General features: G+C 56.8%; 25 protein-coding genes and 1 pseudogene. 10 read left to right on the forward strand and 16 right to left on the reverse strand.

Annotated elements, in window-relative coordinates:
* From RRH01S_RS26540 to RRH01S_RS26570, 7 genes and pseudogenes are all read right to left on the reverse strand, one after another.
* Nucleotides 1-534 (reverse strand): annotated as a pseudogene (locus RRH01S_RS26540) (hypothetical protein); the annotation flags it as partial.
* A gap of 132 nt (nt 535-666) precedes the next feature.
* Nucleotides 667-975 (reverse strand): hypothetical protein, encoded by a 309-nt coding sequence (locus RRH01S_RS26545; RefSeq protein ID WP_042475477.1) that lies wholly within the window; start codon nt 973-975, stop codon nt 667-669.
* The gene (locus RRH01S_RS26550) at nt 972-1316 is read right to left on the reverse strand and encodes a head-tail adaptor protein (RefSeq protein WP_042475480.1); all 345 of its coding nucleotides are present in this window, start codon (nt 1314-1316) and stop codon (nt 972-974) included. The genes RRH01S_RS26545 and RRH01S_RS26550 overlap by 4 nt, the downstream gene beginning before the upstream one ends.
* The gene (locus RRH01S_RS26555) at nt 1313-2539 is read right to left on the reverse strand and encodes a phage portal protein (protein ID WP_080705480.1); all 1227 of its coding nucleotides are present in this window, start codon (nt 2537-2539) and stop codon (nt 1313-1315) included. The genes RRH01S_RS26550 and RRH01S_RS26555 overlap by 4 nt, the downstream gene beginning before the upstream one ends.
* On the reverse strand, nt 2526-3071 hold the full coding sequence (locus tag RRH01S_RS26560; RefSeq protein ID WP_042475484.1) for an HK97 family phage prohead protease: 546 nt from the start codon (nt 3069-3071) through the stop codon (nt 2526-2528). Before RRH01S_RS26560 ends, RRH01S_RS26555 begins: the two co-directional genes overlap by 14 nt.
* Nucleotides 3068-3346, reverse strand: coding sequence for a head-tail connector protein (locus RRH01S_RS26565; RefSeq protein WP_042475488.1), 279 nt, complete (start codon nt 3344-3346; stop codon nt 3068-3070). The genes RRH01S_RS26560 and RRH01S_RS26565 overlap by 4 nt, the downstream gene beginning before the upstream one ends.
* A 2-nt stretch (nt 3347-3348) precedes the next feature.
* A complete protein-coding gene (locus tag RRH01S_RS26570) occupies nt 3349-4518 on the reverse strand; it encodes a phage major capsid protein (protein ID WP_042475491.1) in 1170 nt (389 codons plus the stop codon).
* Nucleotides 4519-5197: 679 nt separating this feature from the next.
* Between RRH01S_RS26570 and RRH01S_RS34220 the strand changes: the two genes are divergently transcribed.
* A complete protein-coding gene (locus RRH01S_RS34220) occupies nt 5198-5785 on the forward strand; it encodes a hypothetical protein (protein ID WP_131597867.1) in 588 nt (195 codons plus the stop codon).
* 457 nt (nt 5786-6242) lie between these two features.
* Here RRH01S_RS34220 and RRH01S_RS26575 read toward each other — a convergent pair whose 3' ends face one another.
* From RRH01S_RS26575 to RRH01S_RS26590, 5 genes are all read right to left on the reverse strand, one after another.
* Nucleotides 6243-7565, reverse strand: a complete 1323-nt coding sequence (locus RRH01S_RS26575) for an AAA family ATPase (protein ID WP_042475495.1) — start codon at nt 7563-7565, stop codon at nt 6243-6245.
* A 1-nt stretch (nt 7566) separates the two neighbouring features.
* Entirely contained in the window at nt 7567-7776 is a 210-nt protein-coding gene (locus tag RRH01S_RS26580; RefSeq protein ID WP_042475498.1) for a hypothetical protein, read from the reverse strand.
* Nucleotides 7773-8003: a helix-turn-helix transcriptional regulator gene (locus tag RRH01S_RS33665; protein ID WP_080705481.1), complete on the reverse strand. Its 231-nt coding sequence runs from the start codon at nt 8001-8003 to the stop codon at nt 7773-7775. Before RRH01S_RS33665 ends, RRH01S_RS26580 begins: the two co-directional genes overlap by 4 nt.
* A 93-nt stretch (nt 8004-8096) precedes the next feature.
* On the reverse strand, nt 8097-9269 hold the full coding sequence (locus RRH01S_RS26585; protein ID WP_042475502.1) for a tyrosine-type recombinase/integrase: 1173 nt from the start codon (nt 9267-9269) through the stop codon (nt 8097-8099).
* A gap of 705 nt (nt 9270-9974) precedes the next feature.
* Nucleotides 9975-10265, reverse strand: coding sequence for a PsiF family protein (locus tag RRH01S_RS26590; RefSeq protein WP_042475504.1), 291 nt, complete (start codon nt 10263-10265; stop codon nt 9975-9977).
* Between the two features lie 455 nt (nt 10266-10720).
* Between RRH01S_RS26590 and RRH01S_RS26595 the strand changes: the two genes are divergently transcribed.
* From RRH01S_RS26595 to RRH01S_RS26610, 4 genes are all read left to right on the forward strand, one after another.
* Nucleotides 10721-11887: a septal ring lytic transglycosylase RlpA family protein gene (locus tag RRH01S_RS26595; RefSeq protein WP_034518217.1), complete on the forward strand. Its 1167-nt coding sequence runs from the start codon at nt 10721-10723 to the stop codon at nt 11885-11887.
* A gap of 68 nt (nt 11888-11955) precedes the next feature.
* Entirely contained in the window at nt 11956-13167 is a 1212-nt protein-coding gene (locus tag RRH01S_RS26600) for a D-alanyl-D-alanine carboxypeptidase family protein (RefSeq protein ID WP_012651478.1), read from the forward strand.
* 142 nt (nt 13168-13309) lie between these two features.
* Nucleotides 13310-13993, forward strand: coding sequence for a dTMP kinase (tmk, locus tag RRH01S_RS26605; RefSeq protein ID WP_012651477.1), 684 nt, complete (start codon nt 13310-13312; stop codon nt 13991-13993).
* The gene (locus RRH01S_RS26610; protein ID WP_012651476.1) at nt 13990-15027 is read left to right on the forward strand and encodes a DNA polymerase III subunit delta'; all 1038 of its coding nucleotides are present in this window, start codon (nt 13990-13992) and stop codon (nt 15025-15027) included. The genes tmk and RRH01S_RS26610 overlap by 4 nt, the downstream gene beginning before the upstream one ends.
* Here the strand turns inward: RRH01S_RS26610 and RRH01S_RS26615 are convergent.
* Nucleotides 15024-15824 carry a sulfite exporter TauE/SafE family protein gene (locus RRH01S_RS26615; RefSeq protein WP_012651475.1) on the reverse strand — a complete coding sequence of 267 codons (801 nt, stop codon included), beginning with the start codon at nt 15822-15824 and terminating at the stop codon, nt 15024-15026. The genes RRH01S_RS26610 and RRH01S_RS26615 overlap by 4 nt on opposite strands.
* Nucleotides 15825-16072: 248 nt before the next feature.
* On the opposite strand from RRH01S_RS26615, the gene metG reads away from it, so the two are divergent.
* The 4 genes from metG to RRH01S_RS26635 are packed head-to-tail and all read left to right on the forward strand — an operon-like array spanning nt 16073 to nt 19737.
* Nucleotides 16073-17626, forward strand: coding sequence for a methionine--tRNA ligase (gene metG / locus RRH01S_RS26620; RefSeq protein WP_012651474.1), 1554 nt, complete (start codon nt 16073-16075; stop codon nt 17624-17626).
* Nucleotides 17627-17634: 8 nt separating this feature from the next.
* The gene (locus RRH01S_RS26625) at nt 17635-18417 is read left to right on the forward strand and encodes a TatD family hydrolase (protein WP_007696067.1); all 783 of its coding nucleotides are present in this window, start codon (nt 17635-17637) and stop codon (nt 18415-18417) included.
* A 4-nt stretch (nt 18418-18421) separates the two neighbouring features.
* A complete protein-coding gene (locus tag RRH01S_RS26630) occupies nt 18422-19249 on the forward strand; it encodes an MBL fold metallo-hydrolase (protein ID WP_007696065.1) in 828 nt (275 codons plus the stop codon).
* On the forward strand, nt 19246-19737 hold the full coding sequence (locus RRH01S_RS26635) for a YbaK/EbsC family protein (protein WP_007696063.1): 492 nt from the start codon (nt 19246-19248) through the stop codon (nt 19735-19737). The genes RRH01S_RS26630 and RRH01S_RS26635 overlap by 4 nt, the downstream gene beginning before the upstream one ends.
* A 181-nt stretch (nt 19738-19918) precedes the next feature.
* Here the strand turns inward: RRH01S_RS26635 and RRH01S_RS26640 are convergent, their stop codons facing one another.
* The 3 genes from RRH01S_RS26640 to RRH01S_RS26650 form a co-directional block, all read right to left on the reverse strand.
* Nucleotides 19919-20476 (reverse strand): SEL1-like repeat protein, encoded by a 558-nt coding sequence (locus RRH01S_RS26640; RefSeq protein ID WP_034518222.1) that lies wholly within the window; start codon nt 20474-20476, stop codon nt 19919-19921.
* Entirely contained in the window at nt 20473-21165 is a 693-nt protein-coding gene (locus RRH01S_RS26645) for a hypothetical protein (protein WP_234711752.1), read from the reverse strand. The genes RRH01S_RS26640 and RRH01S_RS26645 overlap by 4 nt, the downstream gene beginning before the upstream one ends.
* A gap of 228 nt (nt 21166-21393) precedes the next feature.
* On the reverse strand, nt 21394-21615 hold the full coding sequence (locus RRH01S_RS26650) for a DUF1127 domain-containing protein (RefSeq protein ID WP_037218482.1): 222 nt from the start codon (nt 21613-21615) through the stop codon (nt 21394-21396).
* A 130-nt stretch (nt 21616-21745) separates the two neighbouring features.
* Between RRH01S_RS26650 and RRH01S_RS26655 the strand changes: the two genes are divergently transcribed.
* The gene (locus RRH01S_RS26655; protein WP_174010317.1) at nt 21746-22621 is read left to right on the forward strand and encodes a LysR family transcriptional regulator; all 876 of its coding nucleotides are present in this window, start codon (nt 21746-21748) and stop codon (nt 22619-22621) included.
* The last annotated feature ends 110 nt before the right edge of the window (nt 22622-22731 follow it).

The following is a 22731-nucleotide window of genomic DNA, read 5'->3' on the forward strand; positions in this document are numbered from 1 at the left end:
GTGCTCGATACACCGATCATAGTTAAACGTGACAATAGATACATTATCGAATATCGCATCAATTGAATCCGACTGAATGTTTTCCGTAAGTATTTTGCAGAATATATTATGCCAAAGCAGACTATTGTTTCCTCCAAAAGCGATACGGCCGCTTCTATTCTTGTCCGCCATGATTGTGCTATTCTTTTCAGCTTCAAGAATAGCGGCTGCAATCCCAAGCTTGCCGCACAGCACGATTTCCGCATCATTACTGTGCGTGTGGAGAAAATTATCAATGGATATAGCCAGTGGCATAGCCGAAACAATCGAACGGCAAGCATTCAAATAGTTATCAATTTGGCCTTGATTTTTTTGTTGAGCGGCTGCCTCAAGGGCTTTTAGGACAAGTGGATCGCCAGATGCTAGTTCTCTAAATCCTTCGAAGCGCAAGTCGAGTTTGGTTGCAATGATACCTTTCAGTCCTTCTCCTAAGGGGAAATTTAGATCATAGCTTCCACCGGCGCCTACGATTAAAACGGTCTTCTTTTTGAACATTTGGTACAATCCTCACGTTACTCAAAATGTACCATGGCGACGGGACAGAGACATCGGTGGTTGTCGGTAATCAACTGAAAAATGCCATCTGGGCAAATAGAGAAGCCCGGCTGTTAACCGGGGTCTCTGTCGTTACGCCGCTTGCCGCTGAAAGGCTTCAAGCTCTTTTTCGTATCGCCGAACCGCCATACGCCTAATGGTTCGCTCAAACGGCCCGTCCACCTCAATCCTAAAAGCCCTCGTTTGGGTGTTTGGTAGAGTCGCTGCCGGGCTAATTACCTTCCACCCATCCTCATAATCGCAGAGCTGCAAACCCCTAATCTCGATTTGAAGCTGCGGGATGAGGATCGTTAAGATCGCGCGGAGCTTACTCTTGGAACCCGGCCGATTGTGGAACAGGCGAAAGTCCGTGATTTTGACGGTCAATTCATCGCTGGTCATGCATTTATCCCACTTTTGCAGACAATCGATACAAAGGCTGACCGTTCGTCCGGCTCGACTGAGACAATGTTGTAGAGCTTGCCGGACCGCAGGTCCTTCACCCGCCAAGTGTTGTCCATCGGGATCACGGCTGGCTGGTAGCGGATCGTCCAAACCACGGTCTGCACACCCGTCAGCTTGGCATTCATGACGGACTCGTCGCCCCGTAAAATCTGACGGCGGGCAGGTGCCGTGAACTGCGCGACGAATGGTCCACCCGGAAAGGTATTGCCGAAACCGTCGTCATCCATGGACCGCGCCTCAAGCGCGATCCTTTCCCTAAGCTGTCCCGCGCCGGTCATTGTGTCACCTGCGGGGCGTTATGCTGGCCGTTCACTGCGATTGTGCCAAGCGGGGCATAGTTGAGCGGTTGCAAGTACACGTCGCCGCCCTTGACCTTGCCCATGGATTCGCGAGCGCGGATTTCGTCCGTGTTCAGGAATCCGTTTTGCTTGCCGATAGCGTACGCCTCATAGCGCGTCTTCTGGTCGCCTGCGAGCATGTCCGACCAGTCGTGCTCTAGGTAGTACTCTTTGCGCGCTGTCGGGCTTAGCAAGGCCGTGGAAAGCTGTGCCTCGATTCGCTTGCCGAAAGGCCGAAGGCAACGAATGACTAGAGCGCGGCTTTCGTCCGAAATCGAATTCCAGTTGGAAAACAGAAGCAACCCGACAGCAGAAGGTGGGACGCCAAAAATCCTACAAATGTCATACGCAGCCCACTGCCGAGATTCCAAGAGCTGTGCATCAGCGGCGGAAAACTGGATCGGAGTCCACTTAGCGCCGTTGTCGAGCACCATCAACGAGTTGATATTCCTGCGGCCCAGGAACTTGTCGCGGAACGAGGTTCGAAGCGCTTCGAACTTTGTCGGGTCGACTGCATCGGGAAGGCTGATCAAGCCAGAGGGACGGAAGCTGTTTTCAGCAGATTCGCCTTGGGATTCCTCCATGGCCGTGGCGATACCCATGGAAATTGCCGCGAGGGCGATGGGGGATTGCCCGACATTTTTCCCGTTCGCACGATATTTGAGATGCACAACTTCATCCGCCGTCAATACCTGCACATCGCCGGGCTTGTTCGGGTTGATCCAGCGATAGCGAGGACGGCCCGTGGAGGAGATCGTCTCTACCGTCACGTCGCCCCATGCGAGATGCTGGAGTCCGCTCACCTGAGACTTCCCGTTCCGATGGACCTTCAGGACCGAGTTGCCATAGGTGGCGATTTCAGCGGCAACGGCTTCTTTCATATCGAAGCTCGACACGCCGTTGTAAGCTTCATCGACAAGCACGGACTGCAATGGATGGCTGGCCGCGATTTCAGCCCCACCGGCCGGATTGAGCTTATAGACGTTCAGCTCTGCCGCCGCGATGCTTTCCGAAATCAGCTTCACGCACGCTTGAGCGACCGCAAGATTGCTCACTTTCTCGATGTCGACGCTACCGGCAAACCGAGCGCCAAGGAACTGGCCTAGTAGTGGGTCGCTCGATGCGATCCGCTGCTCCTGTGCGGGTTGTTTAAATGGCCACATTATTCGCAGCTCCTTCCAGTTCGAGAATTCGGATACGGCGCTCGGCGTCCGTCATGGGCTGGCGAGAGCGGACGCTTGCTTCCGTGCCGCTGTAGGCCGGGAAGCTGGACACGAGACTCGCCTCCCGAAGGTTGATCCGCTTCAGGGTTCGATGACTTCCCGTCCAACTCTCAGAATCCGGCCCGTCTACGGTGAATCCAAAACTGAGACCTCCCGCCGTCTTAGTTCGAACCATCTCCAGCGCGTCACGGCCTGCCGCCGTATCCACGGGCGTCAATTCGAACCGCAAGCCGATATAGTCTTCGGCCAGCTTCAGCGAGCCGTTAGCAGTCCGACCGATAACGCGGTCATATTGATGATCCTGCAAAAATAGGATGTCCGGGTTGCTGCGAAGGCTCTCCGAAAACGCACCGGGCGAAATTTCTTCCGAAAAATCAGATATTTGCGCGGTGTTGTTAAATTTGGCGATGTAGCCGACGATGGTCTTGCCGCTCGACTGAACATCAGTAGCGGCGCGCTTTTCAAGCGTCATAGCTGGACTCCCCTCAATGCTGTGATGAATGTTCTAAGAGACAGAGGCAGTTCCTTGACAATCCCGTCTACTACCGGCTCGCGCCACTGGTAGAGCTGACCGCAGAGCAGCAACACGGCTATCTTTGCGTCGGGGTCGATAGGGGCGGCGACTGCCACCCCTATGCGGTTCAAGTACTTCTCTGCCGCCTCGACGTAGGTCATAATCAGCTCGTCGTCTTCATTGTGGAAAACGCGAATTGCCTTTTTGACCGTTTGGAGATCGACAACGCTCATGATTAGACGGCCTTCCAAGCGAATGCCTGATTGTGGCGAACGACCGTATCGCAATCAAGAAATGCGTGGAGTCGCAGGCCGCCCTTGCTGGCGTCCGTGTACGGATTTGCGAGGATGTCTACCCCAGAGAAATACCCGATCATCAGCTCATTCCAGACGCCTGCAATCAGCGGATTCTCGCCAGCGATTGCCGCCACCTGATTGGTGGAAACGACGGGCGTATTGTGGAAGATTTCAGCCTGCGGGATGGTGCGACCCGTGGTGTCCTTAATCTTACGAGCGACAGCAAGCAGGGCCGGATTCGTCAGGAATCCAACCGTTCCCGTCACATCATCAAGCTCCAGATCCGCCAGCAAGTCGGCGGCAATGTCGGACAGGATCGTGCTTACCGTCGCGTTCTCAGCGATGGCGGTAAGAAGGCCGGTCGGCTGGTTAGTGCCAGTACCAGCAATCGCAGCCTTATCGAGACCCTGTGCGAGAACGAAGGCCAGATCATTGCGAAGGACGTTTTCGAGCGCAACGCCATTTTGGAGGAGAAGGCGACGGCTAAGGTACTGTTCCGCTGTGATCGTCTTCGGCTTCAGAGAAACCTTGTCAAAAACGCTATCGGAAGCTGTAGAGCTACCGTCTTCCGCAACCCAGGTAGTAGACGGACCACTCACAAGACGCGGCAAGTCAAGATTCGAGGTAAGGCCAGAGATGACATTCGCGCCAAGCTTTTGGACAGCAAGGACGGGCCGCAGACGGTCGATAAGGCCGCCAAGGTCGGTCGCTACAGTGTTGCCACCCGAACCGCCAACGGTCATTGCACGCTGCTCTTGCTGGCGTTCGCCAAAGATAACGCTGGTAGGGATCATGACGCCCCGTACTTCGCGACCCTTCGACAGGGACTCATGCTGTTCGCGTTCGATACCGGTGAGAGTGCCGTCCTGAGCTTCACGGATAGCTTTGGCTACCGAATAGGACCGAAGTTCGCGACTAAGGTTAGCGTCCGGTTGCGCGTCGGCCTGCCGCTCAAAATCAGCGATTTTGCGGGCGTTCTGGATCTGGATGTCCAGAGCGCGGATTTCGGACTCGAGAGCATTAAAAGCGGCCTGATCCGGGCTAGCGCCGAGAGCCTTCATGGCTTCAAGCTTGGCTGCGCGATTTTCGATTGCATGATTAAGATTCAAGCTGTAGTTCTCCTGTTAGATTGGCTGTTTTCGCGTTGTGGTGATGGGAAAAGCAGCCGGATTGAATGAGTGCGCTTCGCGCGCTGGCCATATCACAGGCCATGGAGCTGAATGCTCGGGAGCTTAGGTGCTCAAGGTTCTGGAAAATGTTGCCGCTTGGGCTGTTGGTCATTCCTTTCTGAATTGGTTCAAATCGACCTAGCTTCAGAGGGAGAGCGGCGACGGAAAATGGTGAAACCGCCGCCGCCTATAAGAGAACACCCACTCGAAGCGTAATACATACTTAGCGGTGGGGTGGGGGCGCTCAACACGAGCCAAATATGATTATTCGTCGTTCTTGTAAGCCGTTGATTTTGATCAGGTAAATCTATTTGGCGCGTGAGCGGAGATATTGTTGCGCAAAGAAAACCCTGTCGGCTCATGTTGGCAGGGTTGCAAGAAATAAAGCCATAGCGAGCACCGCAGGGCTTCAATACATATGAATAGCCCTATATTTTCAATTGCAGCTGTGTGTGCATCGGGACCCCGCCGGTAGTTGATCGCCGCAAATCGACAGACTCCGATGCCGCCCCGGTCCTGTCAGCGATCGAACGTCGCCCCGTCGCTCGCTCAAGTTGATCTCGATTTGCAGCTAAAAAGCTATTATTAATTGCAAGATTCAATTTGGTAGGGCGGAACAATGTGGGTAGTAATTTTAGTCTGTTTTGTCGCTTTCGTGATAGTTGTAAGGTGGCTTCCCGAGAGAAAGAAAATAAGAACGCTCAATAAAGCGCTCGCTAGAATGGAGAATTTTAATCCGCTAGTCTCACGGGCGCCGAGTGGACAGAGTACGGGTATTGCCATCGACCCGACCAGTAACAGGTTCGTACTCACTGATAGTGAAAGACTTAAAGTCTTTAGCTTCTCGGACCTGATCGCTGTTGAAGTTATGAAGAATGGAACATCAATTTCCGTAACCAATCGCGGAAGTCAGGCCGCAGGTGCAGCGGTTGGAGCTTTGTTGCTCGGACCCGTTGGCCTTCTGCTTGGAGGCGTAACGGGATCAAAACGGAACATTCAAAAAATCGAACAATTGTCATTGAAGATATTCACCAATGATCTTGTAAAGCCGGTCTATGAGATAGTGTTTTTCAGTGGAAAGCCCCTCGATCCCAGATCGACGTTGATAAAAAAAGCATCTGAAGAGCTGGATACATGGCATGGTCGTTTTCGAACAATCTTGCATGGAGCACATTCCGAAAGACCAGCAATCAGCCATCTCGAATAGCTGGATTGCCAACCCGGTCAAGCTCTTGCAAGGCGAGCCGCGATGGTGAATCTAGGTGTTGTCTTCGTCAAGACGCCTAACAGCTTGGAAAAGCAATGCGCGAACACATAATCAGCGAGATACGGAGACTGGCTGCGCAAAGCAAAGGTCAGCCACCCGGCAGTAAAGCATATTGGCAACGACGCTTCGCAGATCGGCGAGCGAACGGCGAATGGTTTAAACTCACTCCTGAGGACGTGAAGGCATTCATGCGCCGTAAGTTCCAATAGCTCGCGCTCGCTTTCACTCCGTCCTGTCGGTATCCTTTCCTCACAAAAAACTCGCCACATCTTCTCCGCTCGCTCTTCCTCATCCTCTTAAAGAGGAATGAGGACGAGGATCGGGAGCAGATTCTGATCTCCCGTCCTCATATCCTCAAAGAGATTTCCTCAATGAGGATGACTGTGAGGATGGTGGACTATTCGTCTTGTGATTGATTTTTTGGCGGGGAAATCTCCCCTATTGATGTCAACTCATAGACCATGGATCGCCCGTCCTCTTTCAGGACTCCACGTTCAGTAAGCTTGCTTTTGGCTCGCATCAGATCGCGCCCGGCATTCTTCGGCGGGACCATTGTCTTGAACTCGGCTTCGGCCATGTTCATACTTGCGCGGTAAATCCACAGATCGTCATCGTTCTTTTCCGGTTGCCGTCCGCTGCTGTATACGACGCGAGAAATCGCCAGCCTTAGAGACTTCTCCACTGTCGAGAACGGGTCGACTTTCTTTGGCTGGCCGCTATAGACGACAACAGGGGCAAACCGGGTATCGCCCGATGCTTTCAGGCCGACCGCCACGGAACGCATGCTGTAATCTGTAAGGTAGCCGGTCTCTTCGTCGCGATGCTTTTCTAGAAACATATAACGACGCCCGCGCTCACCCTCGACGTTTTCGGCCTTCAGACCGATAATGAAATCAGCGTGGTCATAGCTGACGCCAGAGCCGCGCACGATTGATCCTTCCTCACCCTTTGCCGAGTGATGCAAAACAGCGATGGTAATACCAAGCGAGCTTGAGATTTCCATCAGCAACGGCCATGCTTTGTTCCATTGCTCTTGATCCGAATCGTTGGTGACGAGGCCGGAAGCCGTGGCAGTGTCGATGACGAGGACGGTAAGTTCACACCCATGCTCTTCGCGGCAGCGCTCTTGATGGTGACGGACAGCGCCAAACATGACGGCATAGCCACTCTTAGCATCCAGTCGAGATGGATTGCTGAGAACTGGGTAAAACGGCACATGGTGCATGACCGATCCAACCTCTTTCGCAATCGCCTTCCACCTATACTTAATAGAGTTGACGCTTTCGTAGCCGTACCAGAGGACACCTTGCTTGCCGGTAACGCGACGGCCGTTCCAGACGTCGCCACGGACAAGGTGCGCCACGATGTCTAGCATTATGGCGGTCTTGCCTGTGCCACTCATGCCAGCAAGCAAACCGACGCCCGGCAGGGGAATTACGCCCTCGATAATCTCCGGTGCATTCGGGATGTCGGCAGTAACGTCGAACTCATCCGCCAATTCCCCAAGGCTATACTTGTCGGCAATTTCCAGAAGCGACATATCAGCGACTTCGCCGCGTGGCGCGCTTTTTAGTCGTTGTTCGGCCAGTTGCCTTGTAAGCTCGGCTTCCCGGCGCTTAGACGCCTCAAGTAGAGCAGCTAACTTTCCTGCTTCGATGTTTGTGTTTGCGGGCTCGGCAAGATGATCCCCAACCCGAATGGCTTTCCTGAGAGGGGCCATTTCAGTCGTTGACCATAAGAACGCTCACCCGGCCGCGCTCAAGCTTAGCCTCGTTTACGGGTGGTATGCCGTGCTTCGCCATGGTGCGGGTAAACCAACCGTCATTGGTGCGGTGGGGGCGAAAATAGATATCGACACCGGCTTCCCGGTAGCCCGCAATCGCACGCTCTGTCTCGATGATGGATTTTTGGATTCGATCAAACTGGCTCATGCTGCACCTCCGACAATGATCATCGGGTACTTTGGTGCACCCCCAATGCGTTCATTAATCCAAGCAGTTACTTCGCTTCGGACATAAGCTATTCTGCGTTCGCCGATCTGCCGGGCGGTTGGAAATTTACCCTCACGCTCCATTGCTCTCAGCAACGGCTTAGACATGGTAGTAAGAGCCGCCGCTTCATTGGGGCTCATCAATAGGCTTACAAATTCAGTCTTCAAGGTAACTCTCCTTTTCGTTTTCTCGCCTTCAAGACATACGTAGAATCTGAGCCCGGTCGCTCAACTTGCCTGAAAAGAGAAATACGAAAAAAATCATACTGCCGGCGAGCTACCGCAATAAGTGGCCCATTCATCCATGAGCGCTCGTCTCTTCTTCAGGGCATCAGAGCGGCGGTATGCGGCTTCCGTCTTATCGGAAAGACCATGAGCAAGAGCATGTTCCATGACTTCGCGCGGATGATGGGTCTCATCTCCAGCCCAATCTCTGAAGCTAGACCGAAAGCCGTGAATCGTCTCATTGCCACCGGATGCCAGCCGTATAGCCTTGACCATTGCCGTATCGCTTATCGGTCGGCCCTCGGACTCGCCCTCGAATACTAGGTCACCCGTGGCGACTTGTTGCCGCTCTTTCAGGAGTTCCACCGCGCGATCACTCAGAGGAACACGATGCTCGACGCCCGCTTTCATCCGTTCCTTCGGAATGACCCAAAGCGCGCCCGCAAGGTCGAATTCGGGCCAGACAGCGCCGCGAACCTCACCTGATCGGCAAGCCGTCAAACAAGTGAGTTCAGAAGCCCTAGCGGAAACGCCCGTGGCGGCCCGCAGTTTAGCCATGACGGCAGGTATCTTCTCGTAAGCGACGGCCTCATGATTGCCGCGCGACAGCTTGCTTTGAGCCGGTAGAAGTTCTTTTAATCCACCCTTCCACCGGGCTGGGTTGTCGCCAGTGAAGATTTTGCGCGCCATGGCATTTTCGAAGACAGATTCAATGCGCATTCTGGTCCGGTTTGCTGTTTCCGGCTTTTCTGTCCAGATGGGCTTGAGCGCCTCAAATACGTCGTCAATGGTGATGTCGGCTATGAATTTCATGTGCAGCGGCTTGGCGTAGGTGCGCAAGGTCATTGCCCATTGCGCCTTGTGTTTCTCATTCTTGGCGCTAGCGGTCTTAACCGTGATCACTTCTTCCATGATCTTTTCGAACGTCGGTCGCTCATCCTTGATGCCGTCTATTGGCTGACCCCGCGCAAGCTGATCTCGAATTTCTTGCGCCTTCTCACGAGCTAGCTCCAACGATACGGGCTGTGTAGAAAAGCCGGGATATGGGCCTAGCGCGATCTCTGTTCGCTTGCCTGACCGCTTGTAAATGAAGTGCCAAGACTTCGAACCACCAACCCGAATCCGAAGGAAAAGCCCCGCTCCATCGCTGTAGATTCCGGGCTTGATTAGCCTCTCTATGCGGGTCTTTGTCAGCTTTTTCTCTGCCATGTCCGATTCCCTATGTCATAACTCTAGTAAGGGAAATACGAAAAATACGGAGAAAATTCAATGGTGTTAGCCCATACTATCCTTATCTTGCGGGAACACGCGGACACCTCTTCCGCCATTTCTACCCTTATCCATAACAGCCGGTACTCAATTCCATATTTCGGCCCCGGCATAACAGCCTCGCGTTCACCTGCGAGATGCCACTTGATTGTCACCGTCGATCCTGTAGACACCACCGAAGAACGCGACTGCCGTCAACTTTAGGGCGGGGTCGGGCGGCAGATTGACGTCACGCTGCTGCCACGAGATTACGTGGCCGTTCTTTTTCTTGAAGACACGAGACATGATACGCCCATGGCTGCACACCCTCGGCCATTTCTCACCATGTCACGCCAGCTGTCACGCGACATTCCTCACTCGCTCCTGTAGTTAGCCTCCAACGTTCGGGTTTGAGGTGCGGATGATGTCGACTTCGATTTTGACTGCTTTGACGGTATGTGCAGGCGCAATCACGGTGGCATTTATGGTAGCGCAGTTGCTTCACTGACCTTGGCGTCCAGTGGCCTGGCTTTTTCTAATTTTTATTTAGAATTACCAATATCATAGGTAATTGCCACCACGGATGAATAGGCTTGACGATGTCCATCGCCCGGAACCGAGAGGGCTGCGGCGGTGTTTACGCCGCAGCCTCAATGTCAGGCCGGCTTATACCTTGCCGCCGTTTTTCTTGCACTGGCTGCGGAACTTGGAGCGTTCCTTTCCATGCAGGCCCTTTGCATCAGCCTGTGCGGAGCAAGCCTTCGAAACCTCTGTCTGTGCAGGCTTGGCGGCCTTCTGCTTCGTCGCGGTTGCGGTCGTTTTCGCGGTTGCCGCCGGCGCTGTCGTGGTCGTGGCCGGCGTGGTCGTTGTCGTCGATGGGGTCGCTGTTTGCGCCATCGCGTTTGCGCTGATCAAAGCAACAATGGCCGCTGCCGTGAATGTCTTAACAAATCGCATGATGTTTTCCTCCGTTAACTGACTTGGTTGGGGGTTCGTAGAGTCAGGTTAACGGTGGAAACTTGGATCATTGTTTGAGCAAAAGCAATCAACTAACCCTTGTAGCGTCCGCCATCGCGACTCGGTGGGATCTGGCAACGTTCGTTAGCCGCGCGTTTCACACCGGGCCGTGCGGGGGTATCGTTTAGACGTATCGGCCCTGATTTTATCCTCATACTCGACCTGCGCGAAGGCGGCCAAGTGTCGGGCAGTAGCCTTCCACTAGCTTTTATTTTCATAATTCATTAACCATAACATTCGGAATTATCCGTATCCGCTCAATTCGGAACGCAAATTCGACAACATGCAATCATGATTAAAGTACCGTTAGGTGATTGGGGCGTAGCAGATATTGGTATGAGGGATATGCCATTGCATGCCTCGGTCCTGGTAATTTGTTAAGCGGCGTGGGACAGATGAAATTCGATAATCGTGCGGTGACATACGCGACAGGTATGCGTTGGTTTGCTCTCTCATTGATGTGCGCCACCGTCACCGCTTGCGGAACCTCGCAGCAGGTTGCGACGAAGCGTCAGCACGGCAAGGAATATTTTTCCGAGAAGGAATATGGCGTCAAAGCAAGCCCGCGGGTTGTCGCCAACGGACCTGTTCCCAAGGGCGGCGGCCGTTTCCTCGTCGGCAATCCCTATCAGGTCAAGGGCAAGTGGTATTATCCCAAGGAGGATTATGCCTATAACAAGACCGGGATCGCCTCCTGGTATGGCTCTGCTTTTCACGGCCGCCTGACCGCCAATGGCGAAGTCTACGACCAGCAGGCGCTGACCGCAGCACACCCGACTTTTCCGCTGCCGAGCTATGCGCGCGTGACCAATGTCGAAACCGGCTCCTCCATCATCGTGCGCGTCAACGATCGCGGGCCTTATCATCCCGGCCGTATCATCGACCTTTCCAACAAGACGGCACAGTTGCTCGATCTGCAGCACAGCGGCACCGGTGATGTGCGCGTGCAATATGTCGGCCGCGCCCGTATGGACGGCCACGACGAGCCCTATCTGATGGCCTCCTACATTCCCAAGGGGTCGCGCATTCCAAGCATCAATCCCGGCGGCCAGATCGCAACGGGCGTGATGGTTGCTTCGAACGGCGCGATGACCGCCGATCAATTGCCCCAGTCGGATAGCTATGCCCGCAAGAGCCGTGAGCAGCGCAGCTTCGACACCACACCGGCACTGGCTCCGATACCGCGATCCTCACCGAATTCTGCTGTCGCCTTTGCCGGCTCCACGCCGACGAATTCCAATGCCGGCAAGCACAACAATCCGCCGCCGATGACCTGGAACGGCGGCGCCGCGCCGTCCGTTGATCCTGTCGAGCCGACGCTTGTTGTCCTGCCCATGATCGGACCCATCCCTTACGAGCGTCCGGATTTCTCACCGGGCATGGCCAGCCTCGCCACGCCGTCGCTCGCCTCCACGGTTGCGGCCTACCAGGATGCGCCGGTCAAGACGGTTTATGTCAACCTCGCTTTCGATGCGGTCATGGTCCGCAATGACGGGTTGACGCAGGAATCGATTCTCTCCGCCTATCACCGCCAGCATCAAGGTCAGACGCAAGTCGATTGATCGGCGTGATTGCCTGAATCTTCACCCCTGGCTAATATGTTCGGGGGTGGTCGCATTGGGGAGCCGGCATGCTAAGACGCTTTACTGTCGCGTTTTTCTTCCTTGTCGGAATTGGATGCCTGCCGGCGGTCGCGCAACAGGCACCGCCTCCCGCTTTCGATACCAAGGCTACTCAAGCCTTCATGGTGGAAGCCTCGACCGGCACGATTCTGCTTGCCAAGAACGCGGATCAACAGATTTCTCCGGCATCGCTTGCCAAGCTGATGACGCTAGATGTCATCTTTGACGCAATCAAGCGCGGCGAGATCTCGCTCGACACCGAATATCCCGTCTCGGAAAATGCCTGGCGAACAGGCGGAGCGCCGTCACGCACCTCGACCATGTTCGCCGTGCTGAAATCACGCGTACGCGTCGGGGACCTGATCCAGGGCATCGCAGTGCAGCAGGCCAATGATAGCTGCATCGTCCTTGCCGAAGGGATTTCGATCAGCGAAAAGGAATTTGCCCGACGCATGACGGCGCGTGCGCGGGAAATCGGCATGCCGCGGGCGGTGTTCACCAATTCCACCGGCCTGCCGGATGCGAACGATCAGAACGGTGGCGGCAAAGTCTCGGTGCGGGAACTTGTGACGCTGGCGCAGGACCTTCAGCAGAATTATCCCGATTTCTACAAGTATCTCGCCCAGCCGGATTTCACCTGGAACAAGATCTTCCAGCGCAATCGCAATCCTCTGCTGCCGCTGAACATCGGCGTCGATGGCCTAGGCCTCGGCTTTGCGGACGGTGAGGGCTACTCGATCGTCGCCTCCATCGAGCGCGATGGCAGACGGCTATTTCTGGCGCTGGGCGGCTTGAAAACGGACAAGGAACGCACCGAAGAAAGCCGCCGCGTGCTGGAATGGGGCCTCAGCAACTTCAAAAGCCAGCGCATCTTCGCCGACGGCGAAGTGATCGGCAATGCCAGCGTCTACGGCGGGGCACAATCCACAGTCGGGCTGCTCGCCAAGATGCCAGTCGATGTCTATGTGGCAAACGACAATCCCGATCGCCTCTCGGCCCGCATCGTCTATCGTTGGCCCCTGACGGCACCTGTTGCGGCTGGCTACGAAGCCGGAACGCTCCGCGTCTTTTCCGGCGCGCGGCTGTTGCGCGAACTGCCGCTTTATACGAAGGATCCGGTCGCGCAGGGAACGCTCAGCCGTCGCGCCTTCGATGCCTTCGTGGAGTTGACGGAGACGCTGCTATTTTCATGGCTCTGGGATACGCCAGCCCCGACCTGATCGCTTCGCGCCTCGCGAAATCCTTGTTCACAGCCTATATAGAATGTCCGAGCTGGTGGTTTCACCCGCCTGCGTCTTGGGTTAAACAGAACACACGTCACGCGGCGGTAAAAGAGCGTAAAACAAGTGCAGGACATGATCATTGGCTGATGCAACCGGACTGTTCGTGAGCTTCGAGGGTGGGGAAGGGGCCGGCAAATCGACCCAGATTCGCCGTCTGGCGGCGTGGTTGCGCGAGCTGGGGCATGATGTGCTGGTGACGCGCGAGCCGGGCGGTTCGCCGGGAGCCGAAGCGGTGCGGCATGTGCTGCTTTCGGGCGCGGCGGAAATGTTCGGCACACGCATGGAAGCCATCCTGTTTGCGGCAGCCCGCAACGATCATGTCGAGGAGATCATCCGCCCGGCGCTTGCGCACGGCACGATCGTACTCTGCGATCGCTTCATGGATTCCTCCCGCGTCTATCAGGGTATCACGGGTAATCTGGAACCGGATTTCATCGAAGCCCTGCAACGGGTGGCCGTCAACGGTGTCGTGCCGGACTGCACGCTGATCCTCGATATCCCCGCCGAACTGGGTCTGGAGCGCGCCCGCAAGCGCGCCTCGGCCGATGCCGCGCCGGATCGCTTCGAAAAGGAAGAATTGCAGACCCATGAGAAGCGCCGCGAGGCCTTTCTCGATATTGCCGCGCGCGACCCGGACCGCTGCCACGTCGTCGACGCGCAACGCGGGGAGGATGTCATTGCCGATGAGATCGCCGCTATTATCGAAAAGCGATTGAGCCTGGCGGATGACGTGCGAGCCACCAGACCGGAAGTTGCACAATGAGCGAAGACCGGCCCGGCGTTCTGGACGGAGCAATCCCTCCGCAGGATAATACCCGTCTTTTCGGCCATGAGGATGCAGAGGCCTTTCTGGCGCAATCCTATCGGTCCGGCAAGGGCCACCATGCAGTGCTGATCGAAGGGCCGGAAGGCATCGGTAAGGCGACGCTCGCTTTCCGCTTCGCCAACCATGTGCTCTCGCATCCGGATCCCGCCACGGCACCCGAGACGATCAGCGATCCGGATCCAGCTTCCGCCGTCAGCCGGCAGATTTCCGGCGGCGCCTCGCACAATCTGCTGCACCTTGCCCGCCCGGTCGACGAAAAGACCGGCAAGGTGAAATCGGCGATCACCGTCGATGAAGTCCGTCGCGCCGGAAAATTCTTTTCGCAGACCTCCGGCACCGGCAACTGGCGGGTCGTCATCATCGACCCCGCCGACGACCTCAACCGCAATGCCGCCAACGCTATCCTGAAAATCCTCGAGGAGCCACCGAAGCGGGCGCTTTTCCTGGTGCTGTCGCACGCGCCGGGCAAGCTTTTGCCGACCATTCGTTCGCGCTGCCTGCCGCTGAAACTGGCGCCGCTCAGCGATAATGCCCTGAGCAACGCTCTTGGACATCTTGGTATTGGCTTGTCAGCAGGGCAGGGAAGTGAACTGCTGGCCGCGGCTAAAGGCAGCGTCAATGAAGCGCTGAAGTTGCTGAATTATGGCGGCGGCGAGATCGTTGCTGCCTATGAGCAGGTGATTTCGGCGGAAGGCCCCGCCGCGCGCCGGGCGATGCACCGCCTCGCCGATGCGCTGTCGGCCAAGGAGAGCGAGACGATATTCGGTTTCTTCGTATCCCACATCGGCGACGACATCATGGCCCGGGCGCGGGCGGCTGCACTGGAGGGGCATCTGACCGTGGCGGAAAAGCTCGCCCGTCTCTATTCCGATGTCACCGAGCGGCTCACCGTATCGCAAGCCTATAATCTCGACCGCAAACAGACCATCATCACCGTACTCGGTGAACTGAAGCAGCAGCTTTCCTACTAAGGGAAGATCAGCTTCAAGGCGACGACCATCAGAGTAACGGCGAGGACGATGCGGATCAGCCGCTCATGCAGGCGCGGCGCAAGCAGGCTGCCGGCGACGATGCCGGGGATCGAGCCGAGCAGCAGCGCAAACAGCATCGTCCAATTGATCTCGCCGATAAACCAATAGCCCATGCCGCCGATCAAGGTCAGCGGTACGGCATGGACGATATCCGAGCCGACGATCTCTCGGACATCGAGCTGCGGATAGAGCACCAGCAACACCGTAACGCCCAGTGCGCCGGCACCGACCGATGTCATGGTAACGAGCGTGCCGAGCACAAGACCGAGGACCAACGTCAGCAGCGCGATGGTGCGCGGCGCCAGCATCCCACGCTCGCCCCGCCATTTGCGCATGGCGTTCAACACCTGGCCACGACAGAGCAGCATCAGCGCCGTCAGCAGCAGAAGACAGCCGAGCGACAGGGTGATTGCATGCGCAACCTCCGGGCTCTCGCGATTGACGCCGGCCATCAGCCACAACATCGCCAAGGCAGCCGGCACGCTGCCGGAAGCAAGCAGGCCCACCACTTTCCAGTTCACCCGCCCATGCATGCCGTGCACGGCCGTTCCAGCCGTCTTGGTGATCGCCGCATAGAGGAGATCAGTGCCGACGGCCGTGGCCGGATGCACGCCGAACAGCAGGACGAGCAAGGGTGTCATCAACGATCCGCCGCCAACGCCGGTAATGCCCACCAACATGCCGACGAAGAAACCGGAGAAGGAATAAAGGGGTTGAAATGTTGCTGGAAAACTCAAAATCACGGCCTTTTCGAGCCGTTGAACAGGCTGTCAAAAATGAAAATGGAATTCACGGTGATTTCTGTCCTGCCCTTCGGTTTTCCGCAGGGGTAAAGCCGGGTCAGGACCCTGTCAAGCAAAGCACGTTCGGAGCCAAGGAATGTTGCAGGCGCGAAACTTGGTGTTTCGCTCCCTGCAAACATGCGCTAAAGCGAGCATGAGCAAGAATAACAATGATGAAACCGTAAAGCGGACCATTGCCTGATATGACCGAAAAGACCCCGTTCTACATCACCACCGCGATCGCCTATCCCAACGGCAAGCCGCATATCGGCCATGCCTATGAGCTGATTGCCACCGACGCCATGGCACGTTTCCAGCGGCTGGACGGGCGCGACGTTTTCTTCCTGACGGGTACGGACGAACACGGCCAGAAGATGCAGCAGACGGCGCGCGCCGAGGGCCTGTCTCCGCAAGAGCTCGCCGACCGCAATTCAGCGGAGTTCCAGGCGATGGGCAAGCTGCTCAATTCGTCGAACGACGACTATATCCGCACGACGGAAGAACGCCACCACGAGACCTCGCGGAACATCTGGAACCTGATGGCCGATGCCGGCGACATCTACAAGGATTCTTATGCGGGCTGGTATTCGGTGCGCGACGAAGCCTATTACCAAGAAAACGAAACGGAGCTGCGCGCTGACGGCGTGCGCTACGGGCCACAGGGCACGCCGGTCGAATGGGTGCAGGAGGAAAGCTATTTCTTCAAGCTCTCGGAATACCAGGATCGCCTGCTGAAGCTCTACGAGGAAAACCCCGACTTCATCGGCCCAGCTGAGCGCCGTAACGAGGTGATTTCCTTCGTGAAATCGGGCCTGAAGGACCTGTCGATCTCGCGCACGACGTTCGATTGGGGCATCAAGGTGCCGAACGATCCGGCGCATGTCATGTATGTCTGGGTCGATGCGCTGACCAACTACATTACAGCAACCGGCTATATCGAGGACCGGAACAATCCGCGCGCGAAATACTGGCCGGCTGATGTCCACATCATCGGCAAGGACATCATCCGCTTCCATGCCGTCTATTGGCCGGCTTTCCTGATGTCTGCAAAGCTGCCGCTGCCGAAGCGCGTCTTTGCTCACGGCTTCCTGCTCAACAAGGGCGAGAAGATGTCGAAGTCGCTCGGTAATGTCGTCGATCCGGTCAATCTGGTGAACCACTTCGGTCTCGACCAGGTGCGCTATTTCTTCCTGCGCGAAGTCTCCTTCGGCCAGGACGGCAGCTACAGCGAAGAGGCGATCGGCACGCGCATCAATTCCGATCTCGCCAATGGCATCGGCAATCTCGCCAGCCGCTCGCTGTCGATGATCGTCAAGAATTGCGATGGCAAGATCCCGGAATGCGGAGAGCTGACTGAAGAGGACAAGGCTCTGCTGGCACAAGCCGATGCGCTGCTGGCCTCCACGCGCGAGGATATGGGCAAGCAGGCGCTTCATCGTGCGCTCGCCTCGATCATCGCCGTCGTCTCCGAAAGCGACCGTTATTTCGCCGGCCAGGAACCCTGGGCGCTGAAGAAGACCGATCCGGCCCGCATGGCGACCGTGCTCTATGTCACGGCCGACGTCGTCCGCCAGATCGGCATTCTGCTGCAGCCGTTCATGCCGGATTCCTCGACCAAGCTGCTGGATCTGATCGCCATTCCCTCAGACAAGCGCGATTTCGCCGCCCTCGGCGAAGCTGGCCGTCTTGTCCCCGGCACACCGCTGGAAGCGCCGAAGCCGGTCTTTCCGCGCTATGTGGCGCCGACAGTCGAATAAGGTTTGTTATGCTCATCGATACGCATTGCCATCTGGACTTTGCCGATTTCGCGGAGGAACGCGACGTAATCGTCGCGCGCGCTCACGAGGTCGGCGTCAAGCAGATGGTCACCATCTCGACCAAGGTCCGAAAGCTCGACGGGTTGCTTGCGATCACCGAGCGGTATCCGTCCGTTTTCTGCTCAGTGGGCACGCATCCGAACAGTGCCGATCAGGAACTGGATATCCAGACCGAGGATCTCGTGCGGCTGGCAAATCAGCACGAGAAGATCGTCGCCATCGGCGAGGCGGGCCTCGACTATTTCTACGACACGGTAAAGCCTGAAGATCAGAGGACCGGATTCCTGCGCCATATAGCGGCCGCTCGCGAAACACAGCTGCCACTGGTCATTCACAGCCGCAGCGCCGACGAAGATATGGCCGCGATCCTGACGGAGGAAACAGGGAAGGGGGCTTTCCCCTTCATTCTGCATTGCTTCTCAGCCGGCCCGGCCCTCGCCCGTACCGGCGTCGAACTCGGCGGCTATATCTCCTTTTCCGGTATTCTGACCTTCCCGAAATCCGAGGAACTGCGCGACATCGCCAAGACGATCCCGCACGATCGGCTGCTGGTGGAGACCGATGCGCCGTATCTCGCGCCAAAGCGTTGGCGCGGCAAGCGCAACGAACCGTCCTATGTCGTCAACACCGCCGAGGTGCTGGCCGACACGATCGGCGTCAGCATGAACGACATCTCAGCGATCACCACCGAGAACGCATTCCGCTGCTTCTCCCGGATGACGAGGGTCTGACGGCGTGACACACCGGCGGCGCTTCACCATATTGGGCTGTTCGTCGTCGCCGGGCGTGCCGCGCATCACCGGCGATTGGGGCGCTTGCGACCCGAAGAATTCCAAAAACCGACGCACGCGCTCGGCCTTCATGGTCGAGCAGATCGCGCCCGATGGCGGCGTGACCACCGTCGTCATCGACACAGGCCCGGATTTTCGCGAACAGATGATCCGCGCCGGCGTCGGCTCGATCGAAGCCGTGCTCTATACGCATGCCCATGCAGACCATATTCACGGCCTCGACGATCTGCGCGGCTTCTTCCACAATTCGCATGAACGCATTCCAATCTATGCGGATCAGCCGACCATGGACCGCATCCGCGAAGGTTTCGGCTATTGCCTTGAAACGCCGCCGGGCAGCAGCTATCCGCCGATCGTCCGTCCGGTCATCATCGAAAGCCTGGACAAGAGCTTCACAGTCGAAGGGCCGGGCGGTCCGATCAGCTTCTGGCCGCACAAACAGCAGCATGGCGACATCCATTCGCTTGGCTTTCGCATCGGCAAACTTGCTTATTGCAGCGATATCAGTGACTTCCCGGCGGAATCTGTCGAGAAGGTACAAAATCTCGACATCTTGATCATCGACGCCTTGCAATATCGACCACATCCAAGCCATCTTTCGCTGGAGCAATCGCTCGCCTGGATCGAACGCTTGCAGCCAAAGCATGCGATCCTGACCCATATGCACACACCGCTCGACTACGAGACCGTACTTGCGGAAACGCCTGAACATGTCGAACCGGCCTACGACCAGATGCGTATTGAGCTCGATGTAGAGGATGATGATCTATGAGCGAGGATAGCAGGAAGCTTTCAAGCCTGGAGCGCGTCGAGCAGGCCGCTCGCGATCTCGGCCTCGACATCGCCATCAAGCGCATGGAGCAATCGACCCGCACGGCCGAGGAAGCCGCCAATGCGGCCGGCTGCGCCGTCGGCCAGATCGTCAAATCGCTGGTCTTCGTCAATGCGGACACCAATGGCCTGACGCTGCTTCTCGTTTCCGGCGCACACAATGCCGATACGGCAAATATCGCTGCCACTTACGGCCTGCGCCTAAAGCGCGCCGACATCGACCGCGTCCGTGACGAAACCGGCTTCGCCATCGGCGGCGTCGGCCCGATCGGCCACCGCGTCAACCTGCCAGTCTTCGTCGATGAAAGCCTGCTGGCCTATGATCAGGTCTGGTGTGCGGCGGGACGGCCAGACAGTATTTTTGCTTGCGACCCCAAGGTTTTGGCGGAGAAGATCGGGGCTAAGGTGATACGGGTGAAGGCTGGCTGAACGGATCCAGAGCACGTCGGATATCGATTTTAGTTCCATAATCTATCTTATGTGACTTTCGTATTCGGGCGGGTGAGCTCTATTTCCAAGTGCGACTTACAATCGTGTGATCACCACACTTCTCCCGCCCACCCCATAGTCATGGACGTCGCGCAAACTCAGGAATTCAGCCATTCCTCGATTACCGAAGTCGTTCATCATATAGATCGCTACGGGTCTGACGGAAGAGATCTCGATGGAGACCAGGCCATATGGACAAACCCCGGCGCCGCGTCCCGAAGCGTTTGTGCCCTTTCATCATTCGAACAGCCGCATCGCGTTTCGCGAATAGATGACCACTGTCTGCCGCCTCGATTAGAAGGTTCTCGGCTTCGTCAGCATAACGCGCCAAATGAGGATGCGTCGCTATAGTCCTGTATTGCCAATAGAGCGACGATATCGGGCGCACGCGGTCTTTCCGGAACCATTCCAGCGCGCGTTCGGCGCGTCCCGCGTCGAAATGGATGAGCCCTAAAGGATTTGCGGCGGACAAGCGTCCGCCGTCATAGGCAAGCTGGTAGTGATGAAGCGATCGATCTCTATCCTTTCGAACAGCGTGGCCATACCAATACATCCAACCGAGCTCTTCGTGAGCCCACGCAAATCCGGCGTTTGCGGCCGCCTCTAGGAGAGGAAATGCTTCCTTATAGCGCTTCTGTTTGCGCAACCGATCTGCCATCTGCTCATCGAACGCCGTCATGTCAGCATCGTACCGATCAGGAGTACAGCCTCTTTAACCTCTGGGCCGTGACGCATGTCGAGCCGATCTACCAACCTGCGCCCCAGTCGCCGCCAGGCATCGAGATGGGTGTCGTAGCCGGTTCCCGAAAGCAACCATGATCCAGCTAAGCGTCCGCCGGCGGATTGACGACGCCTGACGACTTCTTCGGTGGATATGATCCATTCGCAGAGACCGAGAAGCGCTGCATCGTCCTGTTGGGCTAAACGACCAAGCGCGAACCACAGCATGGCCAATCCGAAGAATGGGACTTCTCCCGCTTCATGGTCGGGCAAGCGCGGAATAAGCCAGGACAGCAGTGACAGAGCGTCATCCTCGACTTCCGTGCCGAGCATCTCCAGGCTGTCGAGTAGCTTTATGAGCGTCTGGTTGCTGCCATAGGATGCATCCACGTTGTTTGGATCACCATAGGAGACGAGGAGAACCGTGCATGCGAATGCACGCTGCCTATGTATCCTCGCCACGATATCGAGATCTTCCGCAGAAGCCTCGGACCATCGGGTCAGTTCCAGAACTTCACGCGGATGCCATTTCAGGGGTGTCGGCAATTCGCACAGCCGGACGATATCTGCGAGCCGAGCGAAATGCTCCCCGCTGTCATTGCCGTAATCAGCCCGCGCGACACTCTGCAGATCGTCTTCATCGAGCAAATTGATTGTGGCTCTGAGAAGAGGATATGGATCCCCTGGTGCAATCGATGGAAGCGCAGGCATCACTACTGCTGAGACCCTCTCCTTCATCTTCCTATAAAGCCTTCGCAGATATCTCTTCGGTAAAGATAGGGTGCTGCGACAGATTATTGCAACAGCATTTCGCGTCTGTTCTGCTCATGCCGCCAACTGTTCAAAATCGATCCGGACGTTGAGATCCAGGTCGCGCTACCCCCAGAGCCACGATTTTTTAACCTCTGCCCTCGCCTCCGAACGCGTCACGCCGATATCCAGAAGCTGCGTGTCGGACAACTCCGCCAGATCTATCCTTGTCCTGCGTTTCTCCAGATGGCAGACGAGCGCGGTCAGCGTGCGCCGCACGATATCCATCGCCCTATTCCAGTCCCTTCCCGGCCCTATCGCAATCGGGTTTTCAATGTCGGTTGTCATCGCATAAGCTCCTGATCTGCCATGCAGCCGATGAAACGCCATGCTGCTTTTGGGCATGCCCATAAAATGCACTGGCGCTCCCCACGAAGGAAGCTTATGAAATTAATACAATTCATAAGGAATTCTTCTGATGCTCAATCTCGATCAGCTCGCTGCGTTCGTCAGCGTCGTGGACCTCGGCAGTTTCACGGCCGCTGCCGACAAGGTGGGACTGACGCAGCCGGCCGTCAGTTTGCAGGTGAAGCTTCTTGAGCAGCGGCTCGGCGTTCGATTGATCGAACGCGTGGGTCGGCGGGCGCAGCCCTCTCCGGCTGGCGTCGAGCTGCTGCTTCACGCGCGGCGGATATTGGAGGACTGTTCCGCGGCGCAGGAGGCGATGATGCCTTACCGCCAGGGATCGGTCGGACGCGTCCGGATCGGCAGCGGCGGCACCGCCTCCATCCACCTCCTGCCCCGCGCCATCGCCGCCGTGAAGAAGCGGATGCCTGGGCTGGAGATTATCGTCCGCATCGGCAATACCGACGAGATACTTCGCGATCTGGAGGCGAATGCGCTGGATCTCGCGGTGGTCGTCCTGCCCGCAGCCGGACGCTCGCTCGAGGTGGAACCATTCTACGAGGATGAGCTTCTCGCCGTAGCCCCCAAGGGTAGCCTGATACCGGAAAATGGTCCGGAGCCTGCATTCTTCAGCGACAAGACCCTCATGCTTTACGAGGGTGGCAACACGCGGCGCGCAATCGATGAATGGTTCGCTGCCGCCGGAATCCGGTTGAAGCCCGCGATGGAGTTTGGCAGCGTCGAGGCGGTCAAAGAATTGGTGGCGGCGGGCCTCGGCTGGTCGTTGCTTCCGGGGCTGGCCCTGCAGCGCGATCGAAGCGAGTATCTGCAGACATCGCCCTTAAAGCCAAGGCTTGCGCGCCAGCTGGGCATGGTCATGCGTCGCGACAAACATCTGACCAAAGGCCTGCGCGAAGTCGTCAACTGCTTGCGCGAGTTCCGGAATTGAACATCTATGAACACGCAATCTAACGTTCGGGCAGCACTTGTGACCAATTGAACCCTTGAATGACCGGTTGGAATCGGCGACATTCGTCACATCAATAATTCCCCTTTGCG

It is taken from the genome of Rhizobium rhizogenes NBRC 13257 (assembly GCF_000696095.1).
In the GTDB taxonomy this organism is placed as follows: Bacteria; Pseudomonadota; Alphaproteobacteria; order Rhizobiales; family Rhizobiaceae; genus Rhizobium; species Rhizobium rhizogenes.